The sequence below is a fragment of the Pseudomonas sp. LH1G9 genome (assembly GCF_002949975.1).
GTDB lineage: Bacteria > Pseudomonadota > Gammaproteobacteria > Pseudomonadales > Pseudomonadaceae > Aquipseudomonas > Aquipseudomonas veronii.
The window spans coordinates 3,878,568-3,903,148 of the sequence record NZ_CP026880.1; the positions used below are offsets into that span (position 1 = coordinate 3,878,568).

At 61.1% G+C, this 24,581-nt stretch carries 24 protein-coding genes and 1 pseudogene; 8 read left to right on the plus strand and 17 right to left on the minus strand.

Annotated elements, in window-relative coordinates:
- Positions 1–4: 4 nt before the first annotated feature.
- Both C5F70_RS17990 and C5F70_RS17995 read left to right on the plus strand, forming a co-directional pair.
- A complete protein-coding gene (locus tag C5F70_RS17990; protein ID WP_104903813.1) occupies positions 5–406 on the plus strand; it encodes a YbaY family lipoprotein in 402 nt (133 codons plus the stop codon).
- A gap of 27 nt (positions 407–433) precedes the next feature.
- Positions 434–1,123, plus strand: coding sequence for a DUF4197 domain-containing protein (locus C5F70_RS17995; RefSeq protein WP_104903814.1), 690 nt, complete (start codon positions 434–436; stop codon positions 1,121–1,123).
- Between the two features lie 703 nt (positions 1,124–1,826).
- On the opposite strand, the gene C5F70_RS18000 is transcribed toward C5F70_RS17995, so the two are convergent.
- Entirely contained in the window at positions 1,827–2,444 is a 618-nt protein-coding gene (locus C5F70_RS18000; protein WP_082118899.1) for a LysE family translocator, read from the minus strand.
- Positions 2,445–2,850: 406 nt separating this feature from the next.
- On the opposite strand from C5F70_RS18000, the gene C5F70_RS18005 reads away from it, so the two are divergent.
- Positions 2,851–3,306 (plus strand): Lrp/AsnC family transcriptional regulator, encoded by a 456-nt coding sequence (locus C5F70_RS18005; protein ID WP_017844718.1) that lies wholly within the window; start codon positions 2,851–2,853, stop codon positions 3,304–3,306.
- A 125-nt stretch (positions 3,307–3,431) separates the two neighbouring features.
- Here the strand turns inward: C5F70_RS18005 and C5F70_RS18010 are convergent, their stop codons facing one another.
- Both C5F70_RS18010 and C5F70_RS18015 read right to left on the minus strand, forming a co-directional pair.
- A complete protein-coding gene (locus C5F70_RS18010) occupies positions 3,432–6,503 on the minus strand; it encodes an efflux RND transporter permease subunit (protein ID WP_017844717.1) in 3,072 nt (1,023 codons plus the stop codon).
- A gap of 6 nt (positions 6,504–6,509) precedes the next feature.
- Entirely contained in the window at positions 6,510–7,610 is a 1,101-nt protein-coding gene (locus C5F70_RS18015) for an efflux RND transporter periplasmic adaptor subunit (RefSeq protein ID WP_017844716.1), read from the minus strand.
- A 93-nt stretch (positions 7,611–7,703) separates the two neighbouring features.
- Between C5F70_RS18015 and C5F70_RS18020 the strand changes: the two genes are divergently transcribed.
- On the plus strand, positions 7,704–8,363 hold the full coding sequence (locus C5F70_RS18020; RefSeq protein WP_046490153.1) for a TetR/AcrR family transcriptional regulator: 660 nt from the start codon (positions 7,704–7,706) through the stop codon (positions 8,361–8,363).
- Positions 8,364–8,381: 18 nt separating this feature from the next.
- Here C5F70_RS18020 and C5F70_RS18025 read toward each other — a convergent pair whose 3' ends face one another.
- A complete protein-coding gene (locus C5F70_RS18025; protein ID WP_017844714.1) occupies positions 8,382–9,164 on the minus strand; it encodes a class I SAM-dependent methyltransferase in 783 nt (260 codons plus the stop codon).
- Between the two features lie 96 nt (positions 9,165–9,260).
- Here C5F70_RS18025 and C5F70_RS18030 point away from each other — a divergent pair, with 96 nt between their 5' ends.
- Entirely contained in the window at positions 9,261–9,881 is a 621-nt protein-coding gene (locus C5F70_RS18030) for a hypothetical protein (RefSeq protein ID WP_017844713.1), read from the plus strand.
- Positions 9,882–9,921: 40 nt separating this feature from the next.
- Here the strand turns inward: C5F70_RS18030 and C5F70_RS18035 are convergent.
- From C5F70_RS18035 to ppc, 6 genes and pseudogenes are all read right to left on the minus strand, one after another.
- Positions 9,922–10,736: pseudogene (locus tag C5F70_RS18035) on the minus strand (oxaloacetate decarboxylase).
- A 27-nt stretch (positions 10,737–10,763) separates the two neighbouring features.
- Positions 10,764–11,624 carry a DUF72 domain-containing protein gene (locus C5F70_RS18040; RefSeq protein ID WP_104903815.1) on the minus strand — a complete coding sequence of 287 codons (861 nt, stop codon included), beginning with the start codon at positions 11,622–11,624 and terminating at the stop codon, positions 10,764–10,766.
- Positions 11,624–11,923 carry a hypothetical protein gene (locus tag C5F70_RS18045; protein ID WP_017844710.1) on the minus strand — a complete coding sequence of 100 codons (300 nt, stop codon included), beginning with the start codon at positions 11,921–11,923 and terminating at the stop codon, positions 11,624–11,626. Before C5F70_RS18045 ends, C5F70_RS18040 begins: the two co-directional genes overlap by 1 nt.
- Before the next feature lie 160 nt (positions 11,924–12,083).
- Positions 12,084–12,770: a tRNA (adenosine(37)-N6)-threonylcarbamoyltransferase complex dimerization subunit type 1 TsaB gene (tsaB, locus tag C5F70_RS18050; protein ID WP_104903816.1), complete on the minus strand. Its 687-nt coding sequence runs from the start codon at positions 12,768–12,770 to the stop codon at positions 12,084–12,086.
- A gap of 90 nt (positions 12,771–12,860) precedes the next feature.
- Entirely contained in the window at positions 12,861–13,508 is a 648-nt protein-coding gene (adk, locus tag C5F70_RS18055) for an adenylate kinase (RefSeq protein ID WP_046384484.1), read from the minus strand.
- A gap of 279 nt (positions 13,509–13,787) precedes the next feature.
- Positions 13,788–16,433 carry a phosphoenolpyruvate carboxylase gene (ppc, locus tag C5F70_RS18060; protein ID WP_046490144.1) on the minus strand — a complete coding sequence of 882 codons (2,646 nt, stop codon included), beginning with the start codon at positions 16,431–16,433 and terminating at the stop codon, positions 13,788–13,790.
- 198 nt (positions 16,434–16,631) lie between these two features.
- Here ppc and C5F70_RS18065 point away from each other — a divergent pair, with 198 nt between their 5' ends.
- From C5F70_RS18065 to C5F70_RS18075, 3 genes are all read left to right on the plus strand, one after another.
- Complete coding sequence (locus C5F70_RS18065) at positions 16,632–16,976, plus strand: hypothetical protein (protein WP_017844706.1); 345 nt, start codon at positions 16,632–16,634, stop codon at positions 16,974–16,976.
- A 284-nt stretch (positions 16,977–17,260) separates the two neighbouring features.
- Positions 17,261–17,686, plus strand: coding sequence for a DUF4398 domain-containing protein (locus C5F70_RS18070; RefSeq protein WP_026139763.1), 426 nt, complete (start codon positions 17,261–17,263; stop codon positions 17,684–17,686).
- 56 nt (positions 17,687–17,742) lie between these two features.
- The gene (locus C5F70_RS18075) at positions 17,743–18,528 is read left to right on the plus strand and encodes an OmpA family protein (protein ID WP_017844704.1); all 786 of its coding nucleotides are present in this window, start codon (positions 17,743–17,745) and stop codon (positions 18,526–18,528) included.
- 46 nt (positions 18,529–18,574) lie between these two features.
- Here the strand turns inward: C5F70_RS18075 and C5F70_RS18080 are convergent, their stop codons facing one another.
- The 7 genes from C5F70_RS18080 to lysS all read right to left on the minus strand — a co-directional run bounded on the left by C5F70_RS18080 (position 18,575) and on the right by lysS (position 24,563).
- Positions 18,575–18,922 carry a hypothetical protein gene (locus tag C5F70_RS18080; protein ID WP_104903817.1) on the minus strand — a complete coding sequence of 116 codons (348 nt, stop codon included), beginning with the start codon at positions 18,920–18,922 and terminating at the stop codon, positions 18,575–18,577.
- 119 nt (positions 18,923–19,041) lie between these two features.
- Positions 19,042–19,368: a hypothetical protein gene (locus C5F70_RS18085; RefSeq protein ID WP_017844702.1), complete on the minus strand. Its 327-nt coding sequence runs from the start codon at positions 19,366–19,368 to the stop codon at positions 19,042–19,044.
- On the minus strand, positions 19,365–20,270 hold the full coding sequence (locus C5F70_RS18090; RefSeq protein ID WP_046490139.1) for an alpha/beta hydrolase: 906 nt from the start codon (positions 20,268–20,270) through the stop codon (positions 19,365–19,367). The genes C5F70_RS18085 and C5F70_RS18090 overlap by 4 nt, the downstream gene beginning before the upstream one ends.
- A gap of 104 nt (positions 20,271–20,374) precedes the next feature.
- A complete protein-coding gene (locus C5F70_RS18095) occupies positions 20,375–21,652 on the minus strand; it encodes a flavohemoglobin expression-modulating QEGLA motif protein (protein WP_017844700.1) in 1,278 nt (425 codons plus the stop codon).
- Positions 21,653–21,673: 21 nt separating this feature from the next.
- Positions 21,674–22,222, minus strand: coding sequence for a hypothetical protein (locus tag C5F70_RS18100; RefSeq protein ID WP_017844699.1), 549 nt, complete (start codon positions 22,220–22,222; stop codon positions 21,674–21,676).
- Between the two features lie 15 nt (positions 22,223–22,237).
- A complete protein-coding gene (locus tag C5F70_RS18105) occupies positions 22,238–22,954 on the minus strand; it encodes a TetR/AcrR family transcriptional regulator (protein ID WP_017844698.1) in 717 nt (238 codons plus the stop codon).
- Positions 22,955–23,060: 106 nt separating this feature from the next.
- Positions 23,061–24,563: a lysine--tRNA ligase gene (gene lysS, locus C5F70_RS18110; protein WP_017844697.1), complete on the minus strand. Its 1,503-nt coding sequence runs from the start codon at positions 24,561–24,563 to the stop codon at positions 23,061–23,063.
- Positions 24,564–24,581: the final 18 nt, after the last annotated feature.

The window sequence follows — 24,581 nt, forward strand, 5'->3', positions numbered from 1 at the left end:
CACCATGAAAAAGATCATCCTCCTGGGCCTGACCGCCCTGCTCGGCGCCTGCCATTCCATGAATCCCGCGTCCAAGGCCAGCCTCGATGGCGAAGTGTTTTACCTGCAACGCATCGCGCTGCCGCCGACAGCCATCTTGAGCGTCAGCCTGCAGGACGTATCGCTGATGGACGCGCCGGCCGTGACCCTGGCCGAACAGAAAGGCCCGGTCAAAGGCCAGGTGCCATTGCCGTTCCACTTGAGCTATGACCCGGCCCAGGTCAAGCCGGGCCACAGTTACTCGGTCAGCGCTCGCATCGAAGTGGAGGGCAAGCTACTGTTCATCACCACCGAGCGGCACCCTGTGCAACTCAATGGCCAAGACGCTCAACCGCTGCGCCTGCGGGTTGATGCGGTCGCACACTGATTATTTCCAGATCATAAGGAAGCGCCCATGCTCCGTAATTCCCTTCGTCTCACCGCCCTGTGCGCCAGCCTGCTGCTCGGTGCCAACGCCATGGCCCTGGATCTTGGCAGCCTGTCCCAGAGCGACGCCGCCGGCGGCCTCAAGGATGCATTGACCCAAGGCGCACAGATCGCCGTGAAACAACTGGGTGTACCGGGTGGTTTCAGCAACAACCCCGACGTCAAGATCGGCCTGCCGGGAAAACTGGGCAAAGTTGCCGACAAGCTGAAGATGTTCGGCATGGGTGACCAGGTCGAGCAGCTGGAAACCAGCATGAACAAAGCCGCCGAAACCGCCGTGACCCAGGCCCAGCCAATCCTGGTCAACGCGGTGAAAAACATGAGCGTGAGCGATGCCAAGGGCATTCTCACCGGCGGCCAGGATTCGGCCACCCAGTACCTGAACAAAAGCAGCCGCGAAGCCATCCGCGCCAAGTTCCTGCCGATCGTCAAGGCCGCCACCGACAAGGTCGGCGTGGCGCAGCAGTACAACGCCCTGGCCGGCAAGGCCGCGGCGTTTGGCGCGGTCGATGCCAAAAGTGCCAACGTCGAAAACTATGTAACCGAACAAGCGCTGGATGGTTTGTTCAAGATGATTGCGCAGCAGGAAGAGACCATTCGCAAAAACCCGGCGGCAGCGGCGACCAGTCTGGCAAAGAAGGTGTTTGGCGCGCTGTAACGCCACGCGACCTGAGCTGAAAAAAAGGCCCTGACGATGTCAGGGCCTTTTTTTCGCCGAACCGTCTATCAGGCCCCCGAACCAGGCGCCGCACGCTCACGCCCGGCAGCGTCGATGAGTAGGCTCAATAGTGGATGTGCGACGCTCGTCGGGCGCCACCGTGAGACATGTGTGAGTGATGAGAGCTGGACGACGACGCATTGAAGTTATGGCTATCGTTGTTGATATTAATATTGATATCGCGATTGGCGTTTGGCTGATTCTGTCCAAACATATTTCCCAGCCCAAGCATCGAGCCCGCGACTTGCATCGGTAACGCCAGCAAAGGTAGTAAAAGCATACACACTCCTTCCTATTCAGATTAGCGCCAACTCACTGCCCCGCATCTCATACGCGGGAACCGCTCGGTCGACTAATCCTGTGTGGAAGCAAGGGCAAAAATGGTTCCGTCCTGCGTGTGAAATACTGCCTCGCGTCAGTTGAAAATAGAATCGGCCAGGCGCCTCAGTAGCAGCGTGGCAAATGCGTTGATCGGCGCAATAAACGAAACAGTCAGCAGGCCATTGGGATTCATCAGCGTCAGCCAGAAGAAGTACCACCCGCAGAAGCAGTCCGCGCCAGGGTCAACAGCAGTGCAGACACGGCCCCAAACATGAAAACTATCCTCGGGCGGAACTATTCAATGGTCTTCCCAGCGAAAGCGCTATTGCGTCAGCGTGATTGACCAGGCAACCGTCGCGACCATCAAAATCGCGAAGCTTACGTTAAGTCGTCGGCTCCAAGTGGGGTGGATGAATAACTTGCGCATTCGACTGCCGGCAAAGAGCCACAGAACGTCGAATACCACACACACCAGCAGACAGATCAAGGCTTTCGCACCTTGCTCCCAGGCAGGTGCGGCGCCCAGGGTGAAACTGCCCAGCAACGCGGCGAATGCGGCATAGGCCTTGATATTCGCCACACCCAGCACAAACCCGGCGCCCCAGCCCGGCGTGATCACGGACTGCTCATCCCTGATGGGCGGCGCGGTAGCAATCTGGTAGGCCAGCCACACAATATAAACAATGGAGATGACCGTCAGCGCCGTCGCCAGCATCGGAAAACTGTGCAGAACCACATAGAGACCGGAAGCAACCAATGCCATCGCGATCACCAGGCCCAACGTGATCCCCACGAAAAACCGAGTTGAACGCCTCATGCCATAAGCAGCCCCACTCGCCGCCAGCGCCAGGGTCGCCGGGCCTGGACTGGCAAGCAGCGCGATGGCGGCGACGGCGAAGGTAAATACCGCCTGGTAAACGGACAGTGCAATGTCGGGCATACGCTTCCCCCTTGAAGAACATTCGTGACGGCTTAGCGAGGCAGCCCGTGTTCATGGCAGTAGTAGACGGTTCTGTGGTTTTTCATGAAGTCGATCACGCCATTGGATCCTCTTATGTCGGGCAAACTCATGACGCAGCGAAAATACTTTTTCGGCAGGGAAGTTATTATTGTGAAGTAATTGCAAGCGAGCTTGCATCAAGTATGTAGTTCATCTCGCGCCCTCGACAATGCAGATAAAGTTGCAATAGAAACATCACAACATAGCGTTAAGTGAGCGGCGCAATATTGCAGGGCCCGCGAATCAAACAATAGGTGGGCACCTTGAAAAGGTCTATTCTTTTTTCATCCGTGTATGGTATGTAAGATTTTCACGCGTTTTCATCAAAATTCGTAAGGTCCATCTAATGAAAAAGCTTACAAAGGGCGACCAGACACTTGACCCTATTGATCGCGCGCTGATTGTCGCCCTCCACCAGAACGCCCGCGCGTCTATTCGCGCTCTCGGCCGACAGGTGGGGTTATCGGCCCCCGGCTGCAGCGAACGCCTCAAGCGTCTGGAAGGGTCGGGGGTCATCAGCGGGTTCAGCGTCGAGTTGGACGCCCAGGCCCTGGGCTTTGCATTGCAAGCGCTGGTCAGGGTTAAACCCCTGACTGGAAAATTCCAACAGGTTGAACAGTTGCTCGCGCAAATGGCTGAATGTGTGGTGTGCTACAAAATCACCGGGGACGACAGTTTTGTCTGCCATCTTTATATCGACTCAGTTGCCCACCTGGACCTGACCCTTCAAAAGATCTCACCCCTGGCCGACACTAATACATCGATTATAAAAACCGTCGAGAAGAAACTGCCGGCCCTCTGATTAGTCCTGTGGGAGATATCCTGGCGCTATTAACCGCTGTCGCGGCTTCAGGCATTCCCCACTCACCTTACACTTTCTTCAGCGTGCATCAGGCGTAGGCACTTATATACATACGCCTGTTCTCCTTACTCTTGGTCACCCGTTTTCCTGACACGAAACCATGCAGCATAAAGCGCGGGCAGGAACAGCAACGTCAACGCCGTCGCCACAATCAACCCGCCCATGATCGCCACTGCCATCGGCCCGAAGAACACACTGCGTGACAGCGGGATCATCGCGAGTACCGCCGCGAGGGCTGTGAGAACAATCGGCCGGAAGCGTCGGACAGTGGCTTCGATAATCGCCTGCCACGGCGCCAGCCCTGCCTTGATGTCCTGTTCGATCTGGTCCACCAGAATCACCGAGTTGCGCATGATCATTCCTGACAGGGCGATGGTGCCGAGCATGGCCACGAAGCCGAAGGGTTGGCGGAACACCAGCAGGAACAGCGTGACCCCGATCAGCCCCAGGGGTGCCGTGAGAAATACCATTACCGTGCGTGAGAAGCTGCGCAGTTGCAGCATCAGCAGCGTCAGCACCACCACGATAAACAGCGGTACACCGGCCTTGACCGAATTCTGCCCGCGGGCCGAGTCCTCGACGGTACCGCCGACGTCCAGCAGGTAGCCGTCCGGCAGTTCGGCACGCACGCCTTCGAGGGTCGGCAGGATCTGCTGAACCAGGGTCGCCGGTTGTTCCTTGCCGTAGATGTCGGCGCGCACGGTCACGGTGGGCAGGCGGTTACGGTGCCAGATGATGCCTTCCTCAAAGCCGTATTCGAGGGTGGCGATCTGCGACAGCGCGACGCTTTTGCCGTTGTCGGTCGGCACGGCCAGGCTCGGCAGCAGCGACAGTTCAGTGCGCTCATGGACAGTGCCGCGCAGGAGAATTTCGATCAACTCGTTGTCTTCCCGGTACTGGCTGACGCTGGCGCCGGTCAGAGAACTCTGCAGGAATTTCGACAGGTTGGCGGTACTCACACCGAGGGCGCGCGCACGGTCCTGGTCGATATTGAGGTAGACGATCTTGCTCGGTTCCTCCCAGTCCAGATGCACGTTAGCTACGTGGGTATTTTCGCGCACCTTGGCCGCCACTTTGCGCGCCAGGGCACGGACTTCGTCGATATGCTCGCCGGTCACGCGAAACTGCACCGGGTAACCCACGGGCGGGCCGTTTTCCAGGCGTGTGACCCGTGAACGCAGGTCGGGGAACTGCTCGTTGAGGGTTTCGATCAACCAGATGCGCAGGCTTTCGCGCTCTTCGATGGACTTGGCCAACACCACGAACTGCGCAAAGCTGGCGGCCGGCAGTTGCTGGTCGAGGGGCAGATAGAAGCGCGGCGAACCGGTTCCGACATAGGCCACGTAGTTGTCGATGCCGGCGTGTTCCTTGAGCAGGGCTTCCAGGCGCTTGACCTGGCCAGCGGTGTTGCTCAGGGACGCGCCCTCGGCGAGCTTCAGGTCGACCATCAACTCCAGGCGGCCGGAAGCCGGGAAGAACTGTTGCGGCACAAAACGAAACAGTGCGACCGAGCCGACAAACAGCAGCAGCGTCAGCACGATCACGGTCTTGCGCCGACTGACACACCACTCCAGCAAACGTCTGACACGCTGGTAGAACGGTGTGCCGTAGGGATCGGGACCGTCAGCGCCGTGTTTAGCCGCATGAATTTTCGCCAAGTCCGGCAGGAGTTTTTCGCCCAGGTACGGCACGAACACCACGGCCGCGACCCACGAGGCGAGCAACGCGATGGTCACTACCTGGAAGATCGAACGGGTGTATTCACCGGTACTCGATTGCGCGGTGGCAATCGGCAGGAAGCCGGCCGCCGTGATCAGCGTACCGGTCAGCATCGGGAACGCGGTACTGGTCCAGGCAAAACTGGCCGCTTTAAGGCGGTCGTACCCCTGCTCCATTTTGATCGCCATCATTTCCACGGCGATGATCGCGTCATCCACCAGCAAGCCCAGGGCCAGCACCAGCGCGCCGAGGGAGATCTTATGCAAGCCGATGCCGAGGTAGTACATGCAGGCAAAGGTCATCGCCAGCACCAGAGGAATCGCCAGGGCCACGACCATGCCAGTGCGTATACCGAGGGAGAAAAAACTCACCAGCAAGACAATGCCCAGCGCCTCGGCCAGTACCCGGACGAACTCTCCGACACCGGTTTTCACCGCCGCCGGTTGGTCCGACACCTTGCGCAGTTGCATGCCCGCCGGAAGGTTCTTCTGCAGGCGTGCGAACTCGCCTTCGAGGGCTTTGCCCAACACCAGAATGTCGCCGCCCTCGTGCATGGCGACGGCCAGACCGATCGCGTCTTCGCCCATAAAGCGCATGCGCGGCGCCGGTGGATCATTGAAGCCACGGTGGATGTCGGCCACATCGCCAATACGGAAGGTTCGGTCACCTACGCGAATCGGGAAGCTGCGAATCTCTTCCACACTCTTGAAGTTACCCGACACCCGCAGTTGCACGCGCTCAGTCGGGGTTTCAAAGAAGCCGGCAGTGGAGACCGCGTTCTGCTCCTGCAGCGCTTGTTGAACAGCGGCCAGCGGTAAGCCGAGCGTGGCGAGTTTGAGGTTGGACAGCTCGATCCAGATCTTCTCATCCTGCAGGCCGAGCAGTTCGACCTTGCCCACATCCGGCACGCGCTGCAGTTGAATCTGGATGCGGTCGGCGTAGTCCTTGAGCACGGCATAGTCAAAGCCGTCGCCGGTCAGGGCGTAGATATTGCCGAAGGTGGTGCCGAATTCATCGTTGAAAAACGGTCCCTGGATATCCGGCGGCAAGGTCTGGCGAATATCGCTGATCTTCTTGCGCACCTGGTACCACAGCTCGGGAATCTGCGCCGAGCGCATGGCGTCGCGGGCGATGAAGGTGACCTGGGATTCGCCGGGGCGCGAGAAAGACACAATGCGCTCGTACTCACCGGTCTCCATGAGCTTTTTCTCGATGCGTTCGGTGACCTGGCGCGACACGTCCTGGGCCGTGGCACCGGGCCAATTGGTCTTGATCACCATGGCCTTGAAGGTGAACGGCGGGTCTTCGCTTTGCCCAAGCTTGGTGTAGGACAAAGTGCCGACCACCGCCAGCAGGATCATCAGGAACAGTACGATCTGGCGATTACGCAACGCCCATTCGGAAAGATTGAAACCCATCGGGGACTACTCCTTGACCGCCAGATTCACCACCCGGTTGGAGCGATCCACCGGGCGCACTTGCTGCCCCTCATGGAGCACATGAACGCCGGCGGCAATCACCCAGTCGGTAGGGCTCAAGCCTTCGAGCACGGGTACGGTTTTTTCGCCAAAGGCGCCGATACGCACCGGGGTACGCACAAGGGTGTCATCCGGCTGCACGCGCCAGACGTAGGACACGCCGTTCTCCGCGCTCAAGGCTGACAGCGGCACCGACAGAGGAATAACACCGTCTGCCTGTATGAAAACGCGGGCGCTCTGGCCCAGCTCGGCCGGAACCTTGCCGCCGGTGAAGGCGATGCGCGCAGCGAAGGTGCGCGATTTCGGATCGGCTGCGGGCGACAGTTCGCGAATACGTCCGGCAAATCGCTGGCCCGGCTGGCTCCATAACTCGACCGACACCGGCTGGCCGATCTTGAACCGGCCGAAACCTTGCTCGGGCAGGCTGATCAGCACTTCACGCTCGCCATCGGTGGCCAGGGTGAACACGGTCTGGCCGGCGGACACCACCTGGCCGACTTCCACCGCGCGCTTGGCAACCACGCCGTCCTGCGGAGCGCGGAGTACGGCATAACCGGCCTGGTTACTGGACACATCGAACTCGGCCTTGATCTGCTTGAGGCGAGCCTCACCTGATCGGTACAGATTTTCAGCATTGTCGTACTGGGAACGGCTGACCAACTGACGATCCATCAGGGTCTTGTAGCGGTCACGCTCGGCACGCACCAGCCGCAGGTTGGCCTCGGCGGCGGCCACCTGGGCGCGGGTGGCTTCCAGTTGCAGGCGCACATCCTGAGGGTCGAGTTCCGCCAGCGGTTGATTGGCCTTGACCCGCTCGCCCTCCTCCACCAGCCGTTTGCTGACCTTGCCGCCGATGCGAAAGGCCAGGTCCGGCTCGTACCGGGCACGCACCTCGCCTGGATAACTGTCCATCATCTGCGCTGCAGGCTGTGGTTGCACCACCATGGCCGGGCGGAGGGTAGTCTGGGGCGATTCTTCATGGCCGCAGGCGGCGAGTAGAAAGACCAGGCTGGCAGGCAACGCAAGGGGCAGGAGAATGCTGCGCATGCTGAAGGACCTTTCGCAAATGATGCTAGGAATAATTATACTGGGCAGTATGTTATTAATACCAAACTCACCAGTCCAGTATTAAAGGTGGAAATGTCCGACAATCTTGTCAATACCAGTAGCCCTGGGCGCCCCAAGGACATGGCAAAACGCCAGGCAATCCTCGAAGCAGCGAAAATCCTGTTTTTGAGCAACGGTTACGCAAATACCAGCATGGATGCCGTGGCCCTTGAGGCCGGCGTATCGAAACTGACCGTCTACAGCCACTTCACCGACAAAGAGACCTTGTTCACCGCCGCCGTGATGGCCAAGTGCGAAGAACAGTTGCCGGTGATGTACTTTGAGCTGCCCGAGGGTGTGCCTGTGGAGACGGTGCTACTGAATATCGGGCGCCGCTTCCATCGCTTGGTCAACAGCAAGGAATCGGTGAACCTGCACCGCCTGATGATGACCACGGGCAATCAGGACGTGAAACTCTCGCAGATCTTCTTCGAAGCCGGGCCGATGCGGATGTTGCAAGGCATGGAGCGTCTGCTCGGGCACATCGACCAGAGCGGCGCGCTGAGCATCGACAAGCCCCTTACCGCAGCCGAACACTTCTTCTGTCTGCTCAAGGGCACGGCGAACTTCTGCTTGTTGTATGGCTGCGGCGGGCAATTGAGCGAGGAAGCGGCCGAAGCCCACGTGCAGGACGTGGTGGGATTGTTTATGCGGGCCTATCGCCGAGAACCCGCTGCAAGCGGCAACGGGTGATCGCTTGCAGCGCGAGGCTCAGGACTTGAGTGCCTTTTTCGGATAGATGTCGTAGCGGCTGGATTTACCATCCAGCGCATGGCTCGGCTTGGGCCCCTCGATGCACGGCGCCTTGCGCGGGCGCTTGACCACCACGCGGTGGCTGGCCAGGGCCAGCGCCGCCGCCAGCAGGGCCGGTGCGTCTGGATCGTCGCCGACCAAGGGGCGGAACAGGCGCATTTCCTTCTTCACCAGGGCGGTTTTCTCACGGTGCGGGAACATCGGATCGAGGTAGATCACCTGGGGCGGCTCGCCTTGCCAATTGAGCATCACCTCAATGGAGTTGCCCTTGAGCAGCGTCATCCGCGCCACGATCGGCGCCACCTCAAAATCCTCCGCCGCGCGTGCCAGGCCATCCTCGAGCAATGCGCCGATCAGCGGCTGACGTTCGATCAGGCTCATCTCGCAGCCCAGGCTGGCCAGCACGAATGCGTCCTTGCCCAGCCCGGCCGTGGCGTCCAGCACCCGTGGACGCACGCCTTGGGCGATGCCCACGGCCTTGGCGATCATCTGCCCGCTGCCACCGCCGTACAACCGCCGATGCGCCGCGCCGCCTTCGACGAAATCCACGCGCACCGGCCCTGGCGCGTCAGGCCCGAGCTGTTGCAACTGCAGGCCTTGCTCCCCGACTTGCAGGGAAAACTCCGCATCCGCCAGCTGTAGCGGCAAGCCCAGCAGCGCAGCCCACTGTTCGGCGCGGGCCTGGAAGCCGTCGGCCAAGGCCTCGACCTGGATGCGGCTGGCCGCTGGTTGTTCGCTCATGAATCGCTACGCTCAAAAATATTAAGGATCGGCCAACAACGGCCGATAGAAACAAGGATCAGGTATTTTGCCAGAGCTGAGCGTCGACCGAGAAAAATGTCAGACATTCTTCCGCTAACCATCGGTGTACTGCCGACCCACAACCACTACGGCCTGCGCAATACTCAAGCGCTGGCCGGCGTCAGTCATGTGTGGCAGGACTTCTTCGCCCGCGCGTTGGCCGAGCAGCTCGGCGAAACGCCGGACGCGCTCGCGGCCAAGGCGCCAGCGCCGCTGGACCCGGCGGTGGAACCCAGCGCTGGCGCTGACCTGCTGTCGCAGATCCTCACCCAGCGTGAGTGCGACGTGAAAGACACCGAGATCGCCCCGCCTGAACCGCTGTTCCTGCCGATTGCCGAATTCGAAACCGAGTTGTTGCCACCGGCCGCCACGCCATTCCCGCAAGAAGAGATCGTCGCCCAGCAGCGCCAGCAGAATTTCGAAAGCACTTGGGTGCGCCCGATCGTGCTGAGCGCCGGCCAACCGTTACCGGAACCCGGCGCCGCGCCGGAACCGCGCCCATTGCACTTGCCGATCGCCGAGTTCGAACTGGACCTGCTGCCACCAGCCGCCACGCCGTTCCCGCAAGAAGAGCTGGTCGCCCAACAAAAGGCCCTGGACTTCGACTACCACTGGGCGCGTCCGCTGATCGTCAACAACCTGCGCCTGGCGGCATAAGCCTCAACGCCGCGCCCCATGCCGTGCGAACACGCGCCGCTTAATCCTTGAAGAATTGGCTCGCCTGGCTGTAGGGCATCGAGCGCTCGGTGAAAGTAAACGTGCCGGACTGGTACACCTCCTGCGCCGCGCGGTAAAACTCGCCATACGCCGCCAGCGCCATGGCCGAGCCCACGCTGATGCGCTTGACGCCCATCGCGCTCAACTGCGCCACACTGAGTTTCAGGCCGCCGGACATCAACACATTCACCGGTTTTGGGGCCACGGCCTTGACCACCGCCAGCACCTCCTCGGCACTGCGCAGCCCCGGCGCATAGAGCACGTCCGCACCGGCTTCGGCGTAGGCCTGCAGGCGGCGAATAGTGTCAGGCAAATCCAGGCGACCATGCAGGAGGTTTTCTGCACGGGCCGTCAGCATGAACGGGAATGGCAGGCTGCGCGCAGCAACGACCGCAGCTTCCACACGCTCGACGGAAAGGTCAAAGGAATAGATCGGGTCGACGGCGATACCCGTGGCATCTTCGATGGAGCCACCGACGATACCGCTGGCCGCCGCGCGCAAAATGGTCCGGGCGCAACCGTCGGGGGTGTCGCTGAAGCCGTTTTCCAGGTCGGCGGCCACCGGCAACGCGGTGGCCTTGGCGATCATCGTGGCGTTGACCAGGGTGTCTTCCAGGGACAGCGCCGGCGCCCCAGGCTGAACGCGTAGCCCGCGCTGGTGGTGGCCAGGGCTTCGAAGCCGAGGCTGGCGAGCATGATCGCCGAGCCTGCGTCCCACGGGTTGGGCATCACAAACGCACGATCGCGTGCATGCAGGGCCTTGAAGGTTTCGGCGCGAAGGGTTTGGGCATCCATGACTGACTCCTGGCGGGAAAAGGAGCCTTAGAGTAACCCCAGTTGCTGCGCTGCGGGTTCGCGGTGCAAGGTCGGCAACGCGGGCAAGCCGGGCAAACGTGCCATCAGCTTGGCGTGAAAACGCAGCGCCAGTTGCGCGGCGAGGCGGTTATCCGAGGTGTGCAGGAACACGTAGGGGGTGCGTCCCTCTTCGATCCAACCGGCGATCTTTTCCACCCACGGGATCAGGAAGGGGTCGTTGGCTTCAAGCTCGGGGTGGCCGATGAAGCGCACCTGGGGAAACAGGGTCAACGCCGCCGGACGCGGTGGTACCTTGGGTTTTTTCGCCTGGGCATGCAGCACCGCGGCCGAGGTGGATGTGCAACTGAACAGGGCGCGAGGGTCGAGGCAGATCCGTTCGACGCCACGGTCGCGCAGCAGGCGGTTGAGCATGCGCTCGGCATCGCCCTTGGCGAAGAATTGCGGGTGGCGCACTTCCACGGCCAGGGGGCGTTCCAGCCCGTCGATAAACCCGGCCAACTCACCAAGGCGCTGCGGCGAAAAGCTGGCCGACAATTGCAGCCACAGCGGCGAAACGCGCTCACCCAACGGGCTCATCAAGCCGACGAAACTGTGTGCCGCCGGCAGTTGCTCACGCAGGTCGCCACCGTGACTGATGTCACCGGGGAACTTGGCAGTGAAGCGAAAATCCGCGGGCATGATCTCGGCCCAGCGCTGCACGGTGGCGGCTGACGGGCGCGCATAAAACGTGGTGTTGCCTTCCACCGCGTTGAAGACTTGCGAGTAGAGGGCGAGGTAATCGCTGGAACGGGCATCGACAGGGTACAGGTACTCGCGCCAGGCGTTTTCACTCCAGGACGGGCAACCGATGAAATAAGGCAGGCGCATCAGATGTGGATGTCGAGACCCAGCACTTCCATATCCCATTCGACAAAGCCGGCGGTGGTCAGGTAGCTGGCCAGGGCGGTGGCGACGCTTTTGCTCATGGAGCGCGGGAAGACCATGTCTTGCTGACGGGCAGGAAGACCGCTGGTACGCGCGTTTGCAGCGCCTTGGGGGCTGGACGCTTCGGACTGGACCTCGATGAAGTCCGGCGAATCCTCGACGGACTCGTCTACCGTGACGTTTGCCTTGCGCGGCTTACGCTTGAGGGGGTAGGACTGTGAGGAAAAGCCGTCTATACGCATCGATGCGAACTCGGTATCAGTAATGGCATTTTAGTGGCGCAATCCGTAGCGCGCAAATGCTCTGGTGATAACTAGAACACATAAATGGAAAAAGGTTTAAACGCCGGGGCAAATTCTGACGATTGGCGCGCTTTGGCCAAAAACACCCGTACTTTTGACGTCAAATTATCCCGCGTTCGGCCTTGGTCTGCGCGACTTTATCGCGCAGATACACCGGCGCCGCCTGGTCCGCAGCAATCGCTTCGCCGCGCTCGAACGCAAAGCGCGCCAGGGTCAGCAGGTCTTCGGCATGCGGCAGCATTGTGGCGTCCTGGCCAACCAGCGGCACACCGATGCGCTCGCCATAACCCCAGCCCGTACCGGCACCGAACCAATCACCGCTGGCATCGCTCGGCAACTCCGCCGCTTCGGGGGGCAGCACGGCCTCAACGCCTGCCAGGCGCATCTCGCCGTCGGTTTCGCGGTAGCAGCCCCAATAGACTTCATCCATCCGCGCATCGATCGCCGCCGCCACTTGCCGTGCGCCGTGTTCACGCAACGCACGCTGGGCCAGCACGGCGAGGTTGGACACCGGCAACACCGGGCGCTCCAACGCAAAGGCCAGGCCCTGGACCACGCCGATGGCGATACGCACGCCGGTAAAGGCGCCCGGGCCACGGCCGAAGGCGATGGCGTCCACGGCCGACAGGCTCGTGCCGGCGTCCTCCAGCAGTTGCTTGATCATCGGCAACAGCTTCTGCGCGTGCAGGCGCGGGATCACCTCGTAGTGGCTGGTGACCTTGCCATCGTGCAGCAAGGCAACCGAGCAAGCTTCAGTCGCAGTGTCCAGGGCCAGCAGGGTGCTCATCGGTGTCGGTGTCCAAGTCGAAAAAAAGTGCGCCAGTATAAACAACAACGGCCCGCAAGCGGGCCGTTGTGCGTAAAGCCGATCGTTCGATCAGCTCAGTGCTTGCAGCACCTTGCCGGTGATCGCTTCCACCGAGCCGACGCCAGGGATGTGGCTGTACTTCGGCTTGCCTTGGGCAGCCGACAGCTTCTGGTAGAAATCCACCAGCGGCTTGGTCTGGGAATGGTAGACCGACAGGCGATGACGCACGGTTTCTTCGGTGTCGTCTTTACGCTGCACCAGGTCTTCACCGGTGACATCGTCCTTGCCTTCGACTTTCGGCGGGTTGTAGATGGTGTGGTACACGCGACCCGAGGCCTCGTGAACGCGGCGACCGGCGATACGCTGCACGATCTCTTCGTCTTCAACCGCGATCTCGACCACGGCGTCCAACTCGACACCCGCCGTCACCAGGGCTTCTGCCTGGGGAATGGTGCGTGGGAAGCCGTCGAACAGGAAACCATTGGCGCAATCGGGTTGCGCGATACGGTCCTTGACCAGCGCGATGATCAGGTCATCGGAAACCAGACCGCCAGCATCCATGATGCTTTTGGCTTTAATGCCCAGCTCGGTGCCTGCTTTTACCGCAGCGCGCAGCATGTCACCGGTGGAGATTTGTGGAATGCCAAATTTTTCAGTGATGAACTTTGCCTGAGTACCTTTACCGGCCCCGGGAGCTCCCAGCAGAATGACGCGCATCGATGTGCTCCTCAATTTTTTATAGAGATGACGCTCGGATTCGCCGCGGGGGCCAATCTCGTAAAAATGTGGGTCCAGGCCGCCCAAACGGCCAAAGGCTGATCAAGATACACAGCAGGCCTTAACCACACAAGCCGCCAAAAGTAGGAAAAACCCGCACCACGCATGCGTCATAGGAGAGGTGTGCCTGAGTGCAACCCGCCCCCCTAAACGCCGACCGCCCTGTTAAGGGCGGCCGTCGTGGGTTATCTGCAAGCCGTTGAGCACACGCAAAAAACCTCAGCCAGTATTGCGCAAGCCGGCGGCGATACCGGCCACGGACACCAGCAACGCCTGTTCCAGAGGGCTGTCTTGTGCCGCTTCCTGGCGACGCGAGCGCGCCAGCAATTCGGCCTGCAACAGGTGCAAGGGGTCGAGGTAGGTGTTGCGCAGGCGGATGAACTCCAGGGTGTCCGGGCTATGGGCCAGCAGTTGAGACTGGCCAGTCAGGCCAAGCACCACCTGGCAGGCCTGCGACAATAGGTCGCGTAAATGCGCGCCCAACGGCAACAGCTCGGGCTGCACCAGGCGCTCGTCATAGAGCCGCGCGATATCGGCATCGGCCTTGGCCAGCACCATTTCCAGCATATCGATGCGGGTGCGGAAGAACGGCCATTGCTCGCGCATCTGCCCCAGCAACTCGCCTTCCCCGCGCTCCAGCGCCTTGCTCAACGCCGCTTCCCAGCCGAGCCAGGCGGGCAGCATCAGGCGGGTCTGGGTCCAGCCGAAGATCCACGGGATCGCCCGCAGGCTTTCAATACCACCGGCACGGCGTTTGGCCGGGCGACTGCCCAAGGGCAGGCGCCCCAGCTCCTGCTCCGGGGTGGACTGGCGGAAATACTCGACGAATTGCGGATTTTCCCGCACCACCGCGCGGTAGGCGCTGACGCCGTCCGCTGCCAATTCATCCATCAAATGGCGCCAGTCCGGCTGCGGTGGTGGCGGCGGCAACAACGTCGCTTCCAACACCGCCGCCAGGTACAGATTGAGGTTCTGCTCGGCGATGTCCGGCAGGCCGAATTTGAAGCGGATCATTTCGCCTTGTTCAGTGGTGCGGAACCGCCCCGCCACCGAGCCCGGCGGTTGCGACAGAATCGCCGCGTGGGCCGGGCCGCCGCCTCGTCCGACGGTGCCGCCGCGACCATGGAACAACAGCAGTTCCACCTGTTGCTCGCGACAGATATCCACCAGACGTTCCTGCGCCCGATACTGCGCCCAGGCGGCGGCGGTGGTGCCGGCGTCCTTGGCCGAGTCCGAGTAGCCGATCATCACTTCCTGCGGGCCTTGCAGCCGTGCGCGGTAACCCGGCAGCAGCAACAGTTTTTCGATCACCGGGCCGGCGTTGTCCAGGTCGGCCAGGGTTTCGAACAGCGGCGCCACGCGCATCGGCCGTTGCACGCCCGACTCTTTGAGCAACAGTTGCACCGCCAGCACATCCGACGCGGCGCCGGCCATGGAAATGACATACGAGCCCAGGGACGCGGCCGGGGCGGCGGCGATTTCGCGGCAGGTGTTCAACACCTCGGCGGTATCCGCCGACGGCTTGAAATAGCCCGGTAGCAGCGGTCGACGATTGACCAGTTCCTTCATCAGGAAGCCGATACGCATCTCTTCGTTCCAGTCTTCGTAACGCCCCAGACCGAGGTAATCGGTGATTTCGGTCATCGCCGCGGTGTGGCGGCTGGCGTCCTGGCGCACATCCAGGCGCACCAGGAACAGGCCAAAGGTGACGGCGCGGCGCAGGCAATCGAGCAACGGACCATCGGCGATCACGCCCATGCCGCACTCATGCAGCGACTGGTAGCACAGCTCCAGCGGGTCCAGCAGGTCGCGGTTGTGTTGCAGCACATCCGCCGGTGCCGGGATGGCCGCGCTCAATGCGGCTTGGGCCCATTGGCGGGTCGCCCGCAGGCGATCACGCAGTTGCTTGAGCAGCACGCGATACGGCTCGACGCTGTCGCCGACCTTGGCCTGCAACGCCGGGCTGGCCTGCTGCATCGACAGCTCCGAGGCCAACTGATCGATATCGCGCAAGTACAGATCGGCCGCCATCCAGCGCGCCAGCAGCAAGACTTCGCGGGTGACCGGCGCGGTGACATTCGGGTTGCCGTCACGGTCGCCGCCCATCCACGAGGCGAAGCGAATCGGCGCCGCTTCCAAAGGCAGGCGCAGGCCGGTGGCGGCCTGCAACGCATGGTCGGCCTTGCGCAGGTAATTCGGGATTGCCTGCCATAACGAGTGTTCGATCACCGCGAAGCCCCATTTGGCTTCATCCACGGGCGTGGGCCGGGTACGGCGGATTTCCTCGGTGTGCCAGGCCTCGGCGATCAGCCGTTGCAGGCGCTCGCGGATCTGTTCGCGCTCGGCGGTGGTGAGGTCACGGTGATCCTTCAGCGCCAGTTGCGCAGCAATCGCGTCGTATTTCTGGATCAAGGTGCGACGGGCCACTTCGGTGGGGTGCGCGGTGAGGACCAGTTCGATCTCCAGGCGCCCCAATTGACGGGCCAGGGATTCATTGCTGTGGCCTTCGCGTTGCAGGCGCGCCAACAACTCCGGCAACACCCGCGATTCGAAAGGCGCCGGTTGCGACTCATCGCGCCGATGAATCAACTGATACTGCTCGGCGATGTTGGCCAGGTTGAGGAACTGGTTGAAGGCCCGGGCGACCGGCAACAGTTCGTTTTCCTGCAGTTGGTTCAGACTGGCGCTGAGTTCCTCGCCCGCCGCCTGATCGGCCACCGCGCCACGCCGGTCAGCCTTGGCGCCTTTGCGGATCTGCTCGATCTTGTCGAGAAAATCATCGCCGTACTGCTCTCGAATGGTGTTGCCCAACAGTTCACCCAGCAGGTGAACATCCTCACGCAAGCGTGCATCGATATCACTCATCAGCCAATCTCCAGCCAGAAATCCGGGACGCGCAGGCCTTCCAGAGTGCCGCCCGCGTCACTTTCTGACAAGGCCAAGCACAAACCACTTTAAACCTTGTGGCTTACAGCTAGTCTCATGAGTGAGTCGCCGCGTTTATCCACGCTGGCGGCTGGTCACTCATCACCGCCCGTTACCCAGGGTTTTATTGAGGTTGCCATGAAAATTCGAGAACTGGCCCAGCATTGGGAAGAAAACGCCAAGGGTCGCCTGACCAAGACGGAGTACGCGATCCATCTGGACGTGGAATCCGCCGCCCGCCTGGCGGCCATCGCGGAGATGTACCCCAAGCGCCACCCCGAAGAATTGCTCGGCGAGCTGATCGGCGCCGCCCTCGAAGAGCTGGAAACCAGCTTTCCGTACATCAAGGGCCAGCATGTGATTGCCACCGACGAAGAGGGTGATCCGTTGTATGAAGACGTTGGCCCCACCCCGCGCTTCCTGACATTGTCGCGCCGCTATCTGCACGACATGTCGGCCGGCGCCGACGAACCGAAGCACTGATCAGCCGTTCTTAAACACCCTCCATCCCGCGTATTTCCGGGCCTCACAAGGGCCCGGCATACCTCTGCGCGCGGCAAAAGTTCAAGCCAAAAAGCGCTGACCGATCAGTCAGGTATTTTTTCAGGCCAATAGCCATCTTCTCTGAACTTTTGAAAAAAGCCGCAGGTCACAACCAGTAAGCCATCACTTGGAACGGCCGTTTGAATAGGCGTTTCGTGCTTTACCGCCGGGCCCGCAGCCGCTGACCAGTGCGATGGATTTTGATGTTTTTGAGGCGTTATCCAATGGAGTTGAAGACGATGAAGACCAGCACTGCCAAATCCACGTTTAACCACCTGCGCGGGCTCAAACTGGCCGCGTTGGCCATCGGCACTAGCTTCGTCCTGGCGGGCTGCGCGGGCAACCCACCGACCGAGCAATACGCGGTGACTCAGTCTGCGGTCAACAGCGCAGTCAGCGCCGGCGGCACCGAGTTCGCCGCCGTGGAAATGAAGTCGGCCCAGGACAAGCTCAAGCAAGCCGAAATTGCCATGCACGACAAAAACTATGACGAAGCCCGTCGCCTGGCCGAGCAAGCCGAATGGGACGCCCGCGTCGCTGAGCGTAAAGCCCAGGCCGCCAAGGCCGAGCAGGCGGTGAAGGACTCGCAGAAAGCGGTTGATGAACTGCGCAAGGAAGGCATGCGCCCGGCTGCTATCCAACAGAAATAAGCCGCCGCCCCTTGGCTGCATCGCACCTGATATCGAATTGAAAGGACGACACGACTATGCGCAAACAATTGATGATCCCTGCCCTGCTGGCGATGAGCGTTGCTCTGGCAGCATGCTCCACTCCGCCGAACGCGAACCTGGAAAATGCACGGACCAACTTCTCGGCCCTGCAGTCCAACCCGCAAGCCACCAAAGTGGCGGCCCTGGAAACCAAGGACGCCAGCGAATGGCTGGACAAGGCTGACAAGGCTTACCGCGACAAGGAAGACCAGAAGAAAGTCGACCAATTGGCCTACCTGACCAACCAGCGCGTTGAAGTGGCCAAAGACACCATCGCGCTGCGCGAATCCGAAGCCAAACTGAAAAACGCCGGTGACGAGCGCGCCCGCGCCCTGCTCGATGCCCGCGATGCGCAGATCAAGCAACTGCAAGACAGCCTGAACGCCAAGCAGACCGAGCGTGGCACCCTGGTGACCTTTGGTGACGTGCTGTTTGCCACCAACAAGTCCGACCTGAAGTCCAACGGCCTGGTCAACATCACCAAGCTGGCGCAGTTCCTGCGCGATAACCCGGACCGTAAAGTGATCGTCGAAGGCTACACCGACAGCACCGGTTCCGATTCGTACAACCAGAGCCTGTCCGAGCGCCGTGCGGCCTCCGTGCAGCGCGCACTGGCCCAGCAAGGCGTGGACATTTCGCGCATCGTGACCCAGGGCTATGGCAAGGAATACCCGGTGGCCGATAACGGCAGCGTTTCCGGGCGCGCCATGAACCGCCGCGTTGAAGTGACCATCTCCAACGACAACCAGCCGGTCAAGCCACGTTCGTCCGTCGCTTACTGATCGATGCTGGAAAAAAACCCACCTGAACGGTGGGTTTTTTTGCCTGTCAGCCGCCGATCTTACGACCGTTGTCGCTGTCCGGCATCATCGCTTCCATGCCTTGGCGCCCGGCCATCATCTTCTTCAGTTTCTCCATATCCAGTTGATCGCCGGAACCGCCAGAGCCCGAGGAATCGCCACCGCCCTGAGCACCGCCACTGCCCTGAGCACCGCCACTGCCCTGAGCACCGCCACCGCCCTGAGCACCGTTGCTGCCTTCCAGCTTCTCCAGAAGCTTCTTCATATCGGCGAGCATCTTACCCGGCTGCTGGCCAACCTCTTGCAAGCCCCCCTGATCAAGGCTGTTCTGCCCATTGACCATGCCCATTGCTCTATCGAGTGCACTGATAGCCATACCGCTCTCCCGGATTTTTTCGTAAGGATTGTTATCAGCAACGCTGACAAGCCAATCAGTGGCGTCTTACGCAAAACGGTTCCAGAAATTTCAGGCCGGGCGGTACTGCGCGCAGCGGTTTATTGCTGCAACTGTGGGGTTTCCTGACCGACACAACGCACGGCCTGCTTTTTGTTGTTCACCAGCACACCGCTGAGGCCTTTTTGCTCGGTATCGAACATCACCAGCACGCCATCGACGCATTGCGCCACTTGCGCCGCCGGGGTCAGGGAGATCTTGTAGTCCTCGCCGGGCACGGTCTTGAGCATGGTGAAGTCGCTGAGCAGCAACGCGTCTTCCGGTTTGGCGAAATGCAGGTAGCCATAAAACCACAGGCAGCCGACGGTGCCGATGATGGTGCCGATACCGGTGAGGATCAGCGGGATCATGTTGCGTTCTTCGCTCATTGCGGGCTCTCTGATGAGTCAACTTTAGGAATAGGGTAATTCGGAATCTCGCCCAGGCGACGCAGGCCATTGAAGTGTTGCGGGTCGTCCAGATAACGCAGCATCACAGTTTGCCAGGTCTTGTCGGCAAAGGTCTGCACATGGCCGCCGCGGGTCAGTTGCAACACCCTGGGTGCAGGCGCGGCCTGATACAAGCGGATGCCATTGGACAGCGGCACGATCGGGTCATCGAGGCTGTGGAACAGCAGTTTCGGGACTCCGCTCAACTGGGGCATGCCATTGATCGCACTGTCGGCGTCGGGCACCAGCCAAGACAAGGGCACCTGAAACGGCCATGTTAACCAGGAGGTGCTCAGGGCGAATTGTCCTACATCACGATAACTGGCGGGCACGCCGTCCAGCACCAGGGCCTTGAGGTGGGCCTGCCGCTCGGGGTGGGCCGCCAGGTAATGCACGGCCAGCGCGCCGCCCAGGCTTTGGCCGAGGACGATCAACGGCTGGCCCTGGGTTTCGGGCGCCTTGTCGATCCAGCTGAAAGCCGCGTCGACGTCCTGATAGATCGCCGGCAGCGACGGCTTGCCTTGCGACAGCCCATAGCCGCGATAGTCCAGCAACAGCACTTGATAGCCCTGCTCCGGCAACCACCAACTGCCGCCCAGGTGCCAGGCCAGGTTGCCGCCGTTGCCGTGCAGGTGCAGCACCGTGCCCTTGAGCGGCACTCCCGGCTTGGCCGGCAGCCACCAGGCATGCAGCTTGACGCCATCGGCGGTGGTGAGCGTGACGTCGCGATACGCCAGGTGCGCCTTTTGCGGCGTGAACGGCAAGCCGGGCTCCGGGTAGAACAGCAGGGAGCTGCAGCCGTTCAGTGTGAGTAACAGGCAAAGAATGCCGAGGATTCTCATCCGTTGAAGCCTCGCTGATGGTCGAAATGTTCAGGCGTGTGCAGGTCCAATTGTGGGAGCACGCCCCGTCCCACCTTGTTGGACCGGTTGGGTCAGTTCAGCCTTTACAGGATGTTGGAGTAATCCGCCTCGATCCGATCCAGGCTCAAATGGTTGAGGAAGTTGGAGAAACACATCCACGCCGCCAGGGCGTTCATGTCGCGGAACTGCTCCGGCAGATATTTGGGCGGCACCACCAGGCCTTCGTCGATCAGTTGGCGCAGGGTACGCATGTCTTCCAGGGTGGTCTTGCCGCAGAACAGCAACGGCACTTGTTCCAACTTGCCTTTGCGCACGGCCAGCTGGATGTAGTTGTAGACCATGATAAAGCCCTTGAGGTAGGACAAATCCTTGGTAAACGGCAGACCGTTCGGCACCGAACCGCGAAACACCCGGCTGGCGTTGCCGTAGCTCTCGGCCATTTCAAAACCTTGCTCGCGGAAGAACTCGAACACCTGCAGGAAATCGGCGCCCTCTTCCACCATGTGGATGGCACGGGTGCGGTTGGTCAGCTTGCGCAAGCGACTCGGGTAGGAGGCGAAGGTGATGATTTCCATCAGGATCGCCAGGCCTTCCTGGGTCACGGTCGACGATGGCGGGCCCTTGGACAGGAAGGTGCAGATCGGCTGGTTCAGGCCGTTGAGGGTGGTGCCCACATGCACCAGGCCTTCATGCACTTCGAGGGCGCGCACGTCGCGCTCGTTGAACATCGCATCGGCGCGGATCTTGATGTAGTCGGCCCCCGCCGCTGCGTCGGCGACAATGCCGTCGGACTCGAACACGCGGATGGTTTCCTCGGCCTCGCCAAACACCTTGTTCAGACGGGTTTGCAGCAGGCTGACTGCGTCCTTGGCGGTGAGGGTCTTGGCCTCGTCCTTCAGGTCGCCACGCACGTCGATATTGTTCAGGTAGTCGGAGAGCATCAGGCCGAGGTCGGCCAGGGTCGGGTCGCCGGCATGGAAGGCATCGGAGGCGGCGCCGTAGAGTTCCTGGGAAATCAGGCCGAAATCCTCGGTGCCGCGCGCTTCGAGCATACGCACCACCATGCGGTACTCCCGGCACATGCGGCGCATGATCTGCCCCACCGGGCTGAACTGGCCGAGGCGGCGGGTGATGTCGCGCTCGATGTTCTGAAACTCCAGCTTCACCGCGCTCGAATCGAACGACAGCGGCCGGTTCAGGTAGTAATCGCGGTCTACCGCGGGCATTGCCTTGCCCTTGGCCTTGAGGAAGCCTTGGCGAATGTTGTCGTCCCATTTCACTGCGTCGAGGACGCGGATCGGTGTTTGCGCCAGCACAATGCGATCGGACAAACTGCGTATCGTCTGCTGGTAATCGTCCACCCGGTACTTCCTCTTTAAACGTTATTTATCCGCACGCCGGTAGCGCGCAGCTTCAACGAACACATCGGCATTGGCCGGGTCATCCAGGTAGGCAAACACCTGGTCCATCGGGCTGTCGACCAGTACGCCGGGGCCTTCCACGGTGTCCACGGTGCTGCCGTGCAACGACCGCTGCCCGATGGCCTGGTGAATTTGCTCGAGGTCGAGGTTATAGACCACCAATTCGTGCGTTTCGTCGAGTTCGAACCCCGCCAGGACGTAATGCCCACCGAGTTTGCCCGGCAACGGCGCCGACAGATACCAGCGATTGCCATGGCGCGAGACGCTGAACACGTACTCATCACGCTGGCCGGGCTTGGCCTGAGGGTAGCTCACGGCTTTGTAGCGGTGTTTGCCGGCGCGGCTGATCTGCAGGTTGAGCGGCTCGCCCCAGGCATTCTTGCTCGTCCATTGGCCCACCAGCGCAGCGGGCGCCGCCTCGCTGGCCGGCAGCGGTTCCTTGAAGGTCACCAGGCAACCGCTGAGGAAGAGGAACGACAAGGCGACGACCGCGACACGCCAGGCTTTCATTGGACACTCCCGGTGTCAGACCGAGGCCAACACCAAATGCATGTAACGCTTGAGGATCTCAAGCATGTCGTCAGCGCTCAGCGGCTCCGCGCCGTCCAGCAGGCCCTGATATTCCATCCGACCGATAATCGCCGTCAACACTTTGGCATCCTGTTGCGGCTCGCGCGAGCCCAATACCTGGAAAAACTGCCCGGTGCCCTGCAACAGGATCTGCTGGTGAGAACGCACCAGCTCGGCCAGGCGCGGGTTGAGCAAGGCTTCCTGGCGAAAGGCCTGCTCGGCCATCAAGTACTCACGACGATTGCTCAATTGGCGCTGCACGTAATCGGCGGTCAACCGCGCAATGTCATCGGCCAGTTGCGAACGCGACTCCGGGCTGCCATCGCCATACGCGACCATCTCGCGCAACAAACCTTCGTTACGCACCCACAGCTTGCCCATGAATGCGGCGCTGCGCTCGACGTATTGGGCGAAGGTATCGGTGAGCAGGTCATCGATGTCCTTGAAGTAATAGGTGGTCGCCGACAGGGGCACCCCAGCTTCCGCCGCCACGGCACGGTGACGCACGGCTCGCACGCCATCACGCACCACGATCCGCATGGCGGCATCGAGAATATCTTGCCTGCGTTGCTCGCTGCCCCGACGACTGGCCTTACGGCCCTGGTACTGGACACTTTCAGCCACGGCAGCGGCAATGCCAGCGGCTCCTTCCTGAGCGATTACGCGGTTCACGACACACATCCTTGAAAAGATCAAAACCTGGCGCTGTTTGCTTGACGCTTATTTACGCCACATAAAAAAGCCGCCTTATAAAAGGCGGCTTCGGATTTCGCTACGGTTACGCTTGTGGCCGCATATGCGGGAACAAGATCACGTCGCGGATCGACGGCGAGTTGGTCAGCAACATCACCAGGCGGTCGATGCCGATGCCTTCGCCCGCGGTCGGCGGCATGCCGTACTCCAGGGCGCGCACGAAGTCGGCGTCGTAGTGCATGGCTTCGTCGTCGCCGGCGTCCTTGTCGGCCACCTGGGCCATGAAGCGCTCGGCCTGGTCTTCCGCGTCGTTGAGCTCGGAGTAGGCGTTGGCGATTTCGCGGCCGCCGATGAACAGTTCGAAACGGTCGGTGACGTTCGGGTTGTCATCGTTGCGACGGGCCAGCGGCGACACTTCGAACGGGTACTGGGTAATGAAGTGCGGCTGTTCCAGCTTGTGCTCCACCAGCTCTTCGAAAATCATCACCTGCAGCTTGCCCAGGCCTTCGAAGCCCAGCACCTTGGCGCCGGCTTTCTTGGCGATGGCGCGGGCCTTGTCGATGTCGGTCAGGTCGTCGGCAGTCAACTCGGGGTTGTACTTGAGGATCGAGTCGAAGACCGACAGCCGCACGAACGGCTCGCCGAAGTGGAATACCTTGTCGCCATACGGCACGTCGGTAGTCCCCAGAACAAGCTGCGCGAGTTCGCGGAACAGTTCTTCGGTCAGGTCCATGTTGTCTTCGTAGTCGGCGTAGGCCTGGTAGAACTCCAACATGGTGAATTCAGGGTTGTGCCGGGTCGAGACGCCTTCGTTACGGAAGTTGCGGTTGATCTCGAACACTTTTTCAAAGCCGCCGACCACGAGGCGCTTGAGGTACAACTCAGGCGCGATACGCAGGTACATGCCCATGTCCAGCGCGTTGTGGTGGGTTTCGAACGGCTTGGCTGCGGCACCCCCGGGGATGGTCTGCAGCATCGGCGTTTCCACTTCCAGGAAGTCACGCTTCATCAGGAAGGCGCGGGTGTGGGCAATCACTTGCGAACGCACGCGGAAGGTGTGGCGCACGTCTTCGTTGACGATCAGGTCAACGTAGCGCTGGCGATAACGCTGCTCGGTGTCGGACAGGCCGTGGTGCTTGTCCGGCAGCGGGCGCAGGGATTTGGTCAGCAGGCGCACGCTGGTCATTTCAACGTACAGGTCGCCCTTGCCGGAACGGGCCAGGGTGCCTTCGGCGGCGATGATGTCGCCCAGGTCCCAGGTTTTCACGGCGGCCAGGGTTTCTTCCGGCAGGGTCTTGCGGTTGACGTAGACCTGGATGCGCCCGGACATGTCCTGGATCACCATGAACGAGCCACGGTTGAGCATGATGCGACCTGCCACCTTGACCGGGATCGCAGCCTCTGCCAGCTCTTCCTTGGTCTTGTCCGCGTACTGTTTCTGCAAGTCTTCGCAGTAGGCATCGCGGCGGAAGTCGTTGGGGAAGGCATTGCCCTTGGCGCGCTCGGCAGCAAGCTTTTCCTTGCGCAGGGCGATCAGGGAGTTTTCTTCCTGTTGCAGGGCTTGCGGGTCGAGTTGTTGGTCGCTCATGTCTTTAAATTTTCCATC

Excerpts from the sequence above, each read along its gene's own strand:
- C5F70_RS17990 (WP_104903813.1), top strand. The coding sequence starts at position 5 with ATGAAAAAGATCATCCTCCTGGGCCTGACCGCCCTGCTCGGCGCCTGC.
- C5F70_RS17995 (WP_104903814.1), top strand. The coding sequence starts at position 434 with ATGCTCCGTAATTCCCTTCGTCTCACCGCCCTGTGCGCCAGCCTGCTG.
- C5F70_RS18000 (WP_082118899.1), bottom strand. The coding sequence starts at position 2,444 with ATGCCCGACATTGCACTGTCCGTTTACCAGGCGGTATTTACCTTCGCC.
- C5F70_RS18005 (WP_017844718.1), top strand. The coding sequence starts at position 2,851 with ATGAAAAAGCTTACAAAGGGCGACCAGACACTTGACCCTATTGATCGC.
- C5F70_RS18010 (WP_017844717.1), bottom strand. The coding sequence starts at position 6,503 with ATGGGTTTCAATCTTTCCGAATGGGCGTTGCGTAATCGCCAGATCGTA.
- C5F70_RS18015 (WP_017844716.1), bottom strand. The coding sequence starts at position 7,610 with ATGCGCAGCATTCTCCTGCCCCTTGCGTTGCCTGCCAGCCTGGTCTTT.
- C5F70_RS18020 (WP_046490153.1), top strand. The coding sequence starts at position 7,704 with ATGTCCGACAATCTTGTCAATACCAGTAGCCCTGGGCGCCCCAAGGAC.
- C5F70_RS18025 (WP_017844714.1), bottom strand. The coding sequence starts at position 9,164 with ATGAGCGAACAACCAGCGGCCAGCCGCATCCAGGTCGAGGCCTTGGCC.
- C5F70_RS18030 (WP_017844713.1), top strand. The coding sequence starts at position 9,261 with ATGTCAGACATTCTTCCGCTAACCATCGGTGTACTGCCGACCCACAAC.
- C5F70_RS18040 (WP_104903815.1), bottom strand. The coding sequence starts at position 11,624 with ATGCGCCTGCCTTATTTCATCGGTTGCCCGTCCTGGAGTGAAAACGCC.
- C5F70_RS18045 (WP_017844710.1), bottom strand. The coding sequence starts at position 11,923 with ATGCGTATAGACGGCTTTTCCTCACAGTCCTACCCCCTCAAGCGTAAG.
- tsaB (WP_104903816.1), bottom strand. The coding sequence starts at position 12,770 with ATGAGCACCCTGCTGGCCCTGGACACTGCGACTGAAGCTTGCTCGGTT.
- adk (WP_046384484.1), bottom strand. The coding sequence starts at position 13,508 with ATGCGCGTCATTCTGCTGGGAGCTCCCGGGGCCGGTAAAGGTACTCAG.
- ppc (WP_046490144.1), bottom strand. The coding sequence starts at position 16,433 with ATGAGTGATATCGATGCACGCTTGCGTGAGGATGTTCACCTGCTGGGT.
- C5F70_RS18065 (WP_017844706.1), top strand. The coding sequence starts at position 16,632 with ATGAAAATTCGAGAACTGGCCCAGCATTGGGAAGAAAACGCCAAGGGT.
- C5F70_RS18070 (WP_026139763.1), top strand. The coding sequence starts at position 17,261 with ATGGAGTTGAAGACGATGAAGACCAGCACTGCCAAATCCACGTTTAAC.
- C5F70_RS18075 (WP_017844704.1), top strand. The coding sequence starts at position 17,743 with ATGCGCAAACAATTGATGATCCCTGCCCTGCTGGCGATGAGCGTTGCT.
- C5F70_RS18080 (WP_104903817.1), bottom strand. The coding sequence starts at position 18,922 with ATGGCTATCAGTGCACTCGATAGAGCAATGGGCATGGTCAATGGGCAG.
- C5F70_RS18085 (WP_017844702.1), bottom strand. The coding sequence starts at position 19,368 with ATGAGCGAAGAACGCAACATGATCCCGCTGATCCTCACCGGTATCGGC.
- C5F70_RS18090 (WP_046490139.1), bottom strand. The coding sequence starts at position 20,270 with ATGAGAATCCTCGGCATTCTTTGCCTGTTACTCACACTGAACGGCTGC.
- C5F70_RS18100 (WP_017844699.1), bottom strand. The coding sequence starts at position 22,222 with ATGAAAGCCTGGCGTGTCGCGGTCGTCGCCTTGTCGTTCCTCTTCCTC.
- lysS (WP_017844697.1), bottom strand. The coding sequence starts at position 24,563 with ATGAGCGACCAACAACTCGACCCGCAAGCCCTGCAACAGGAAGAAAAC.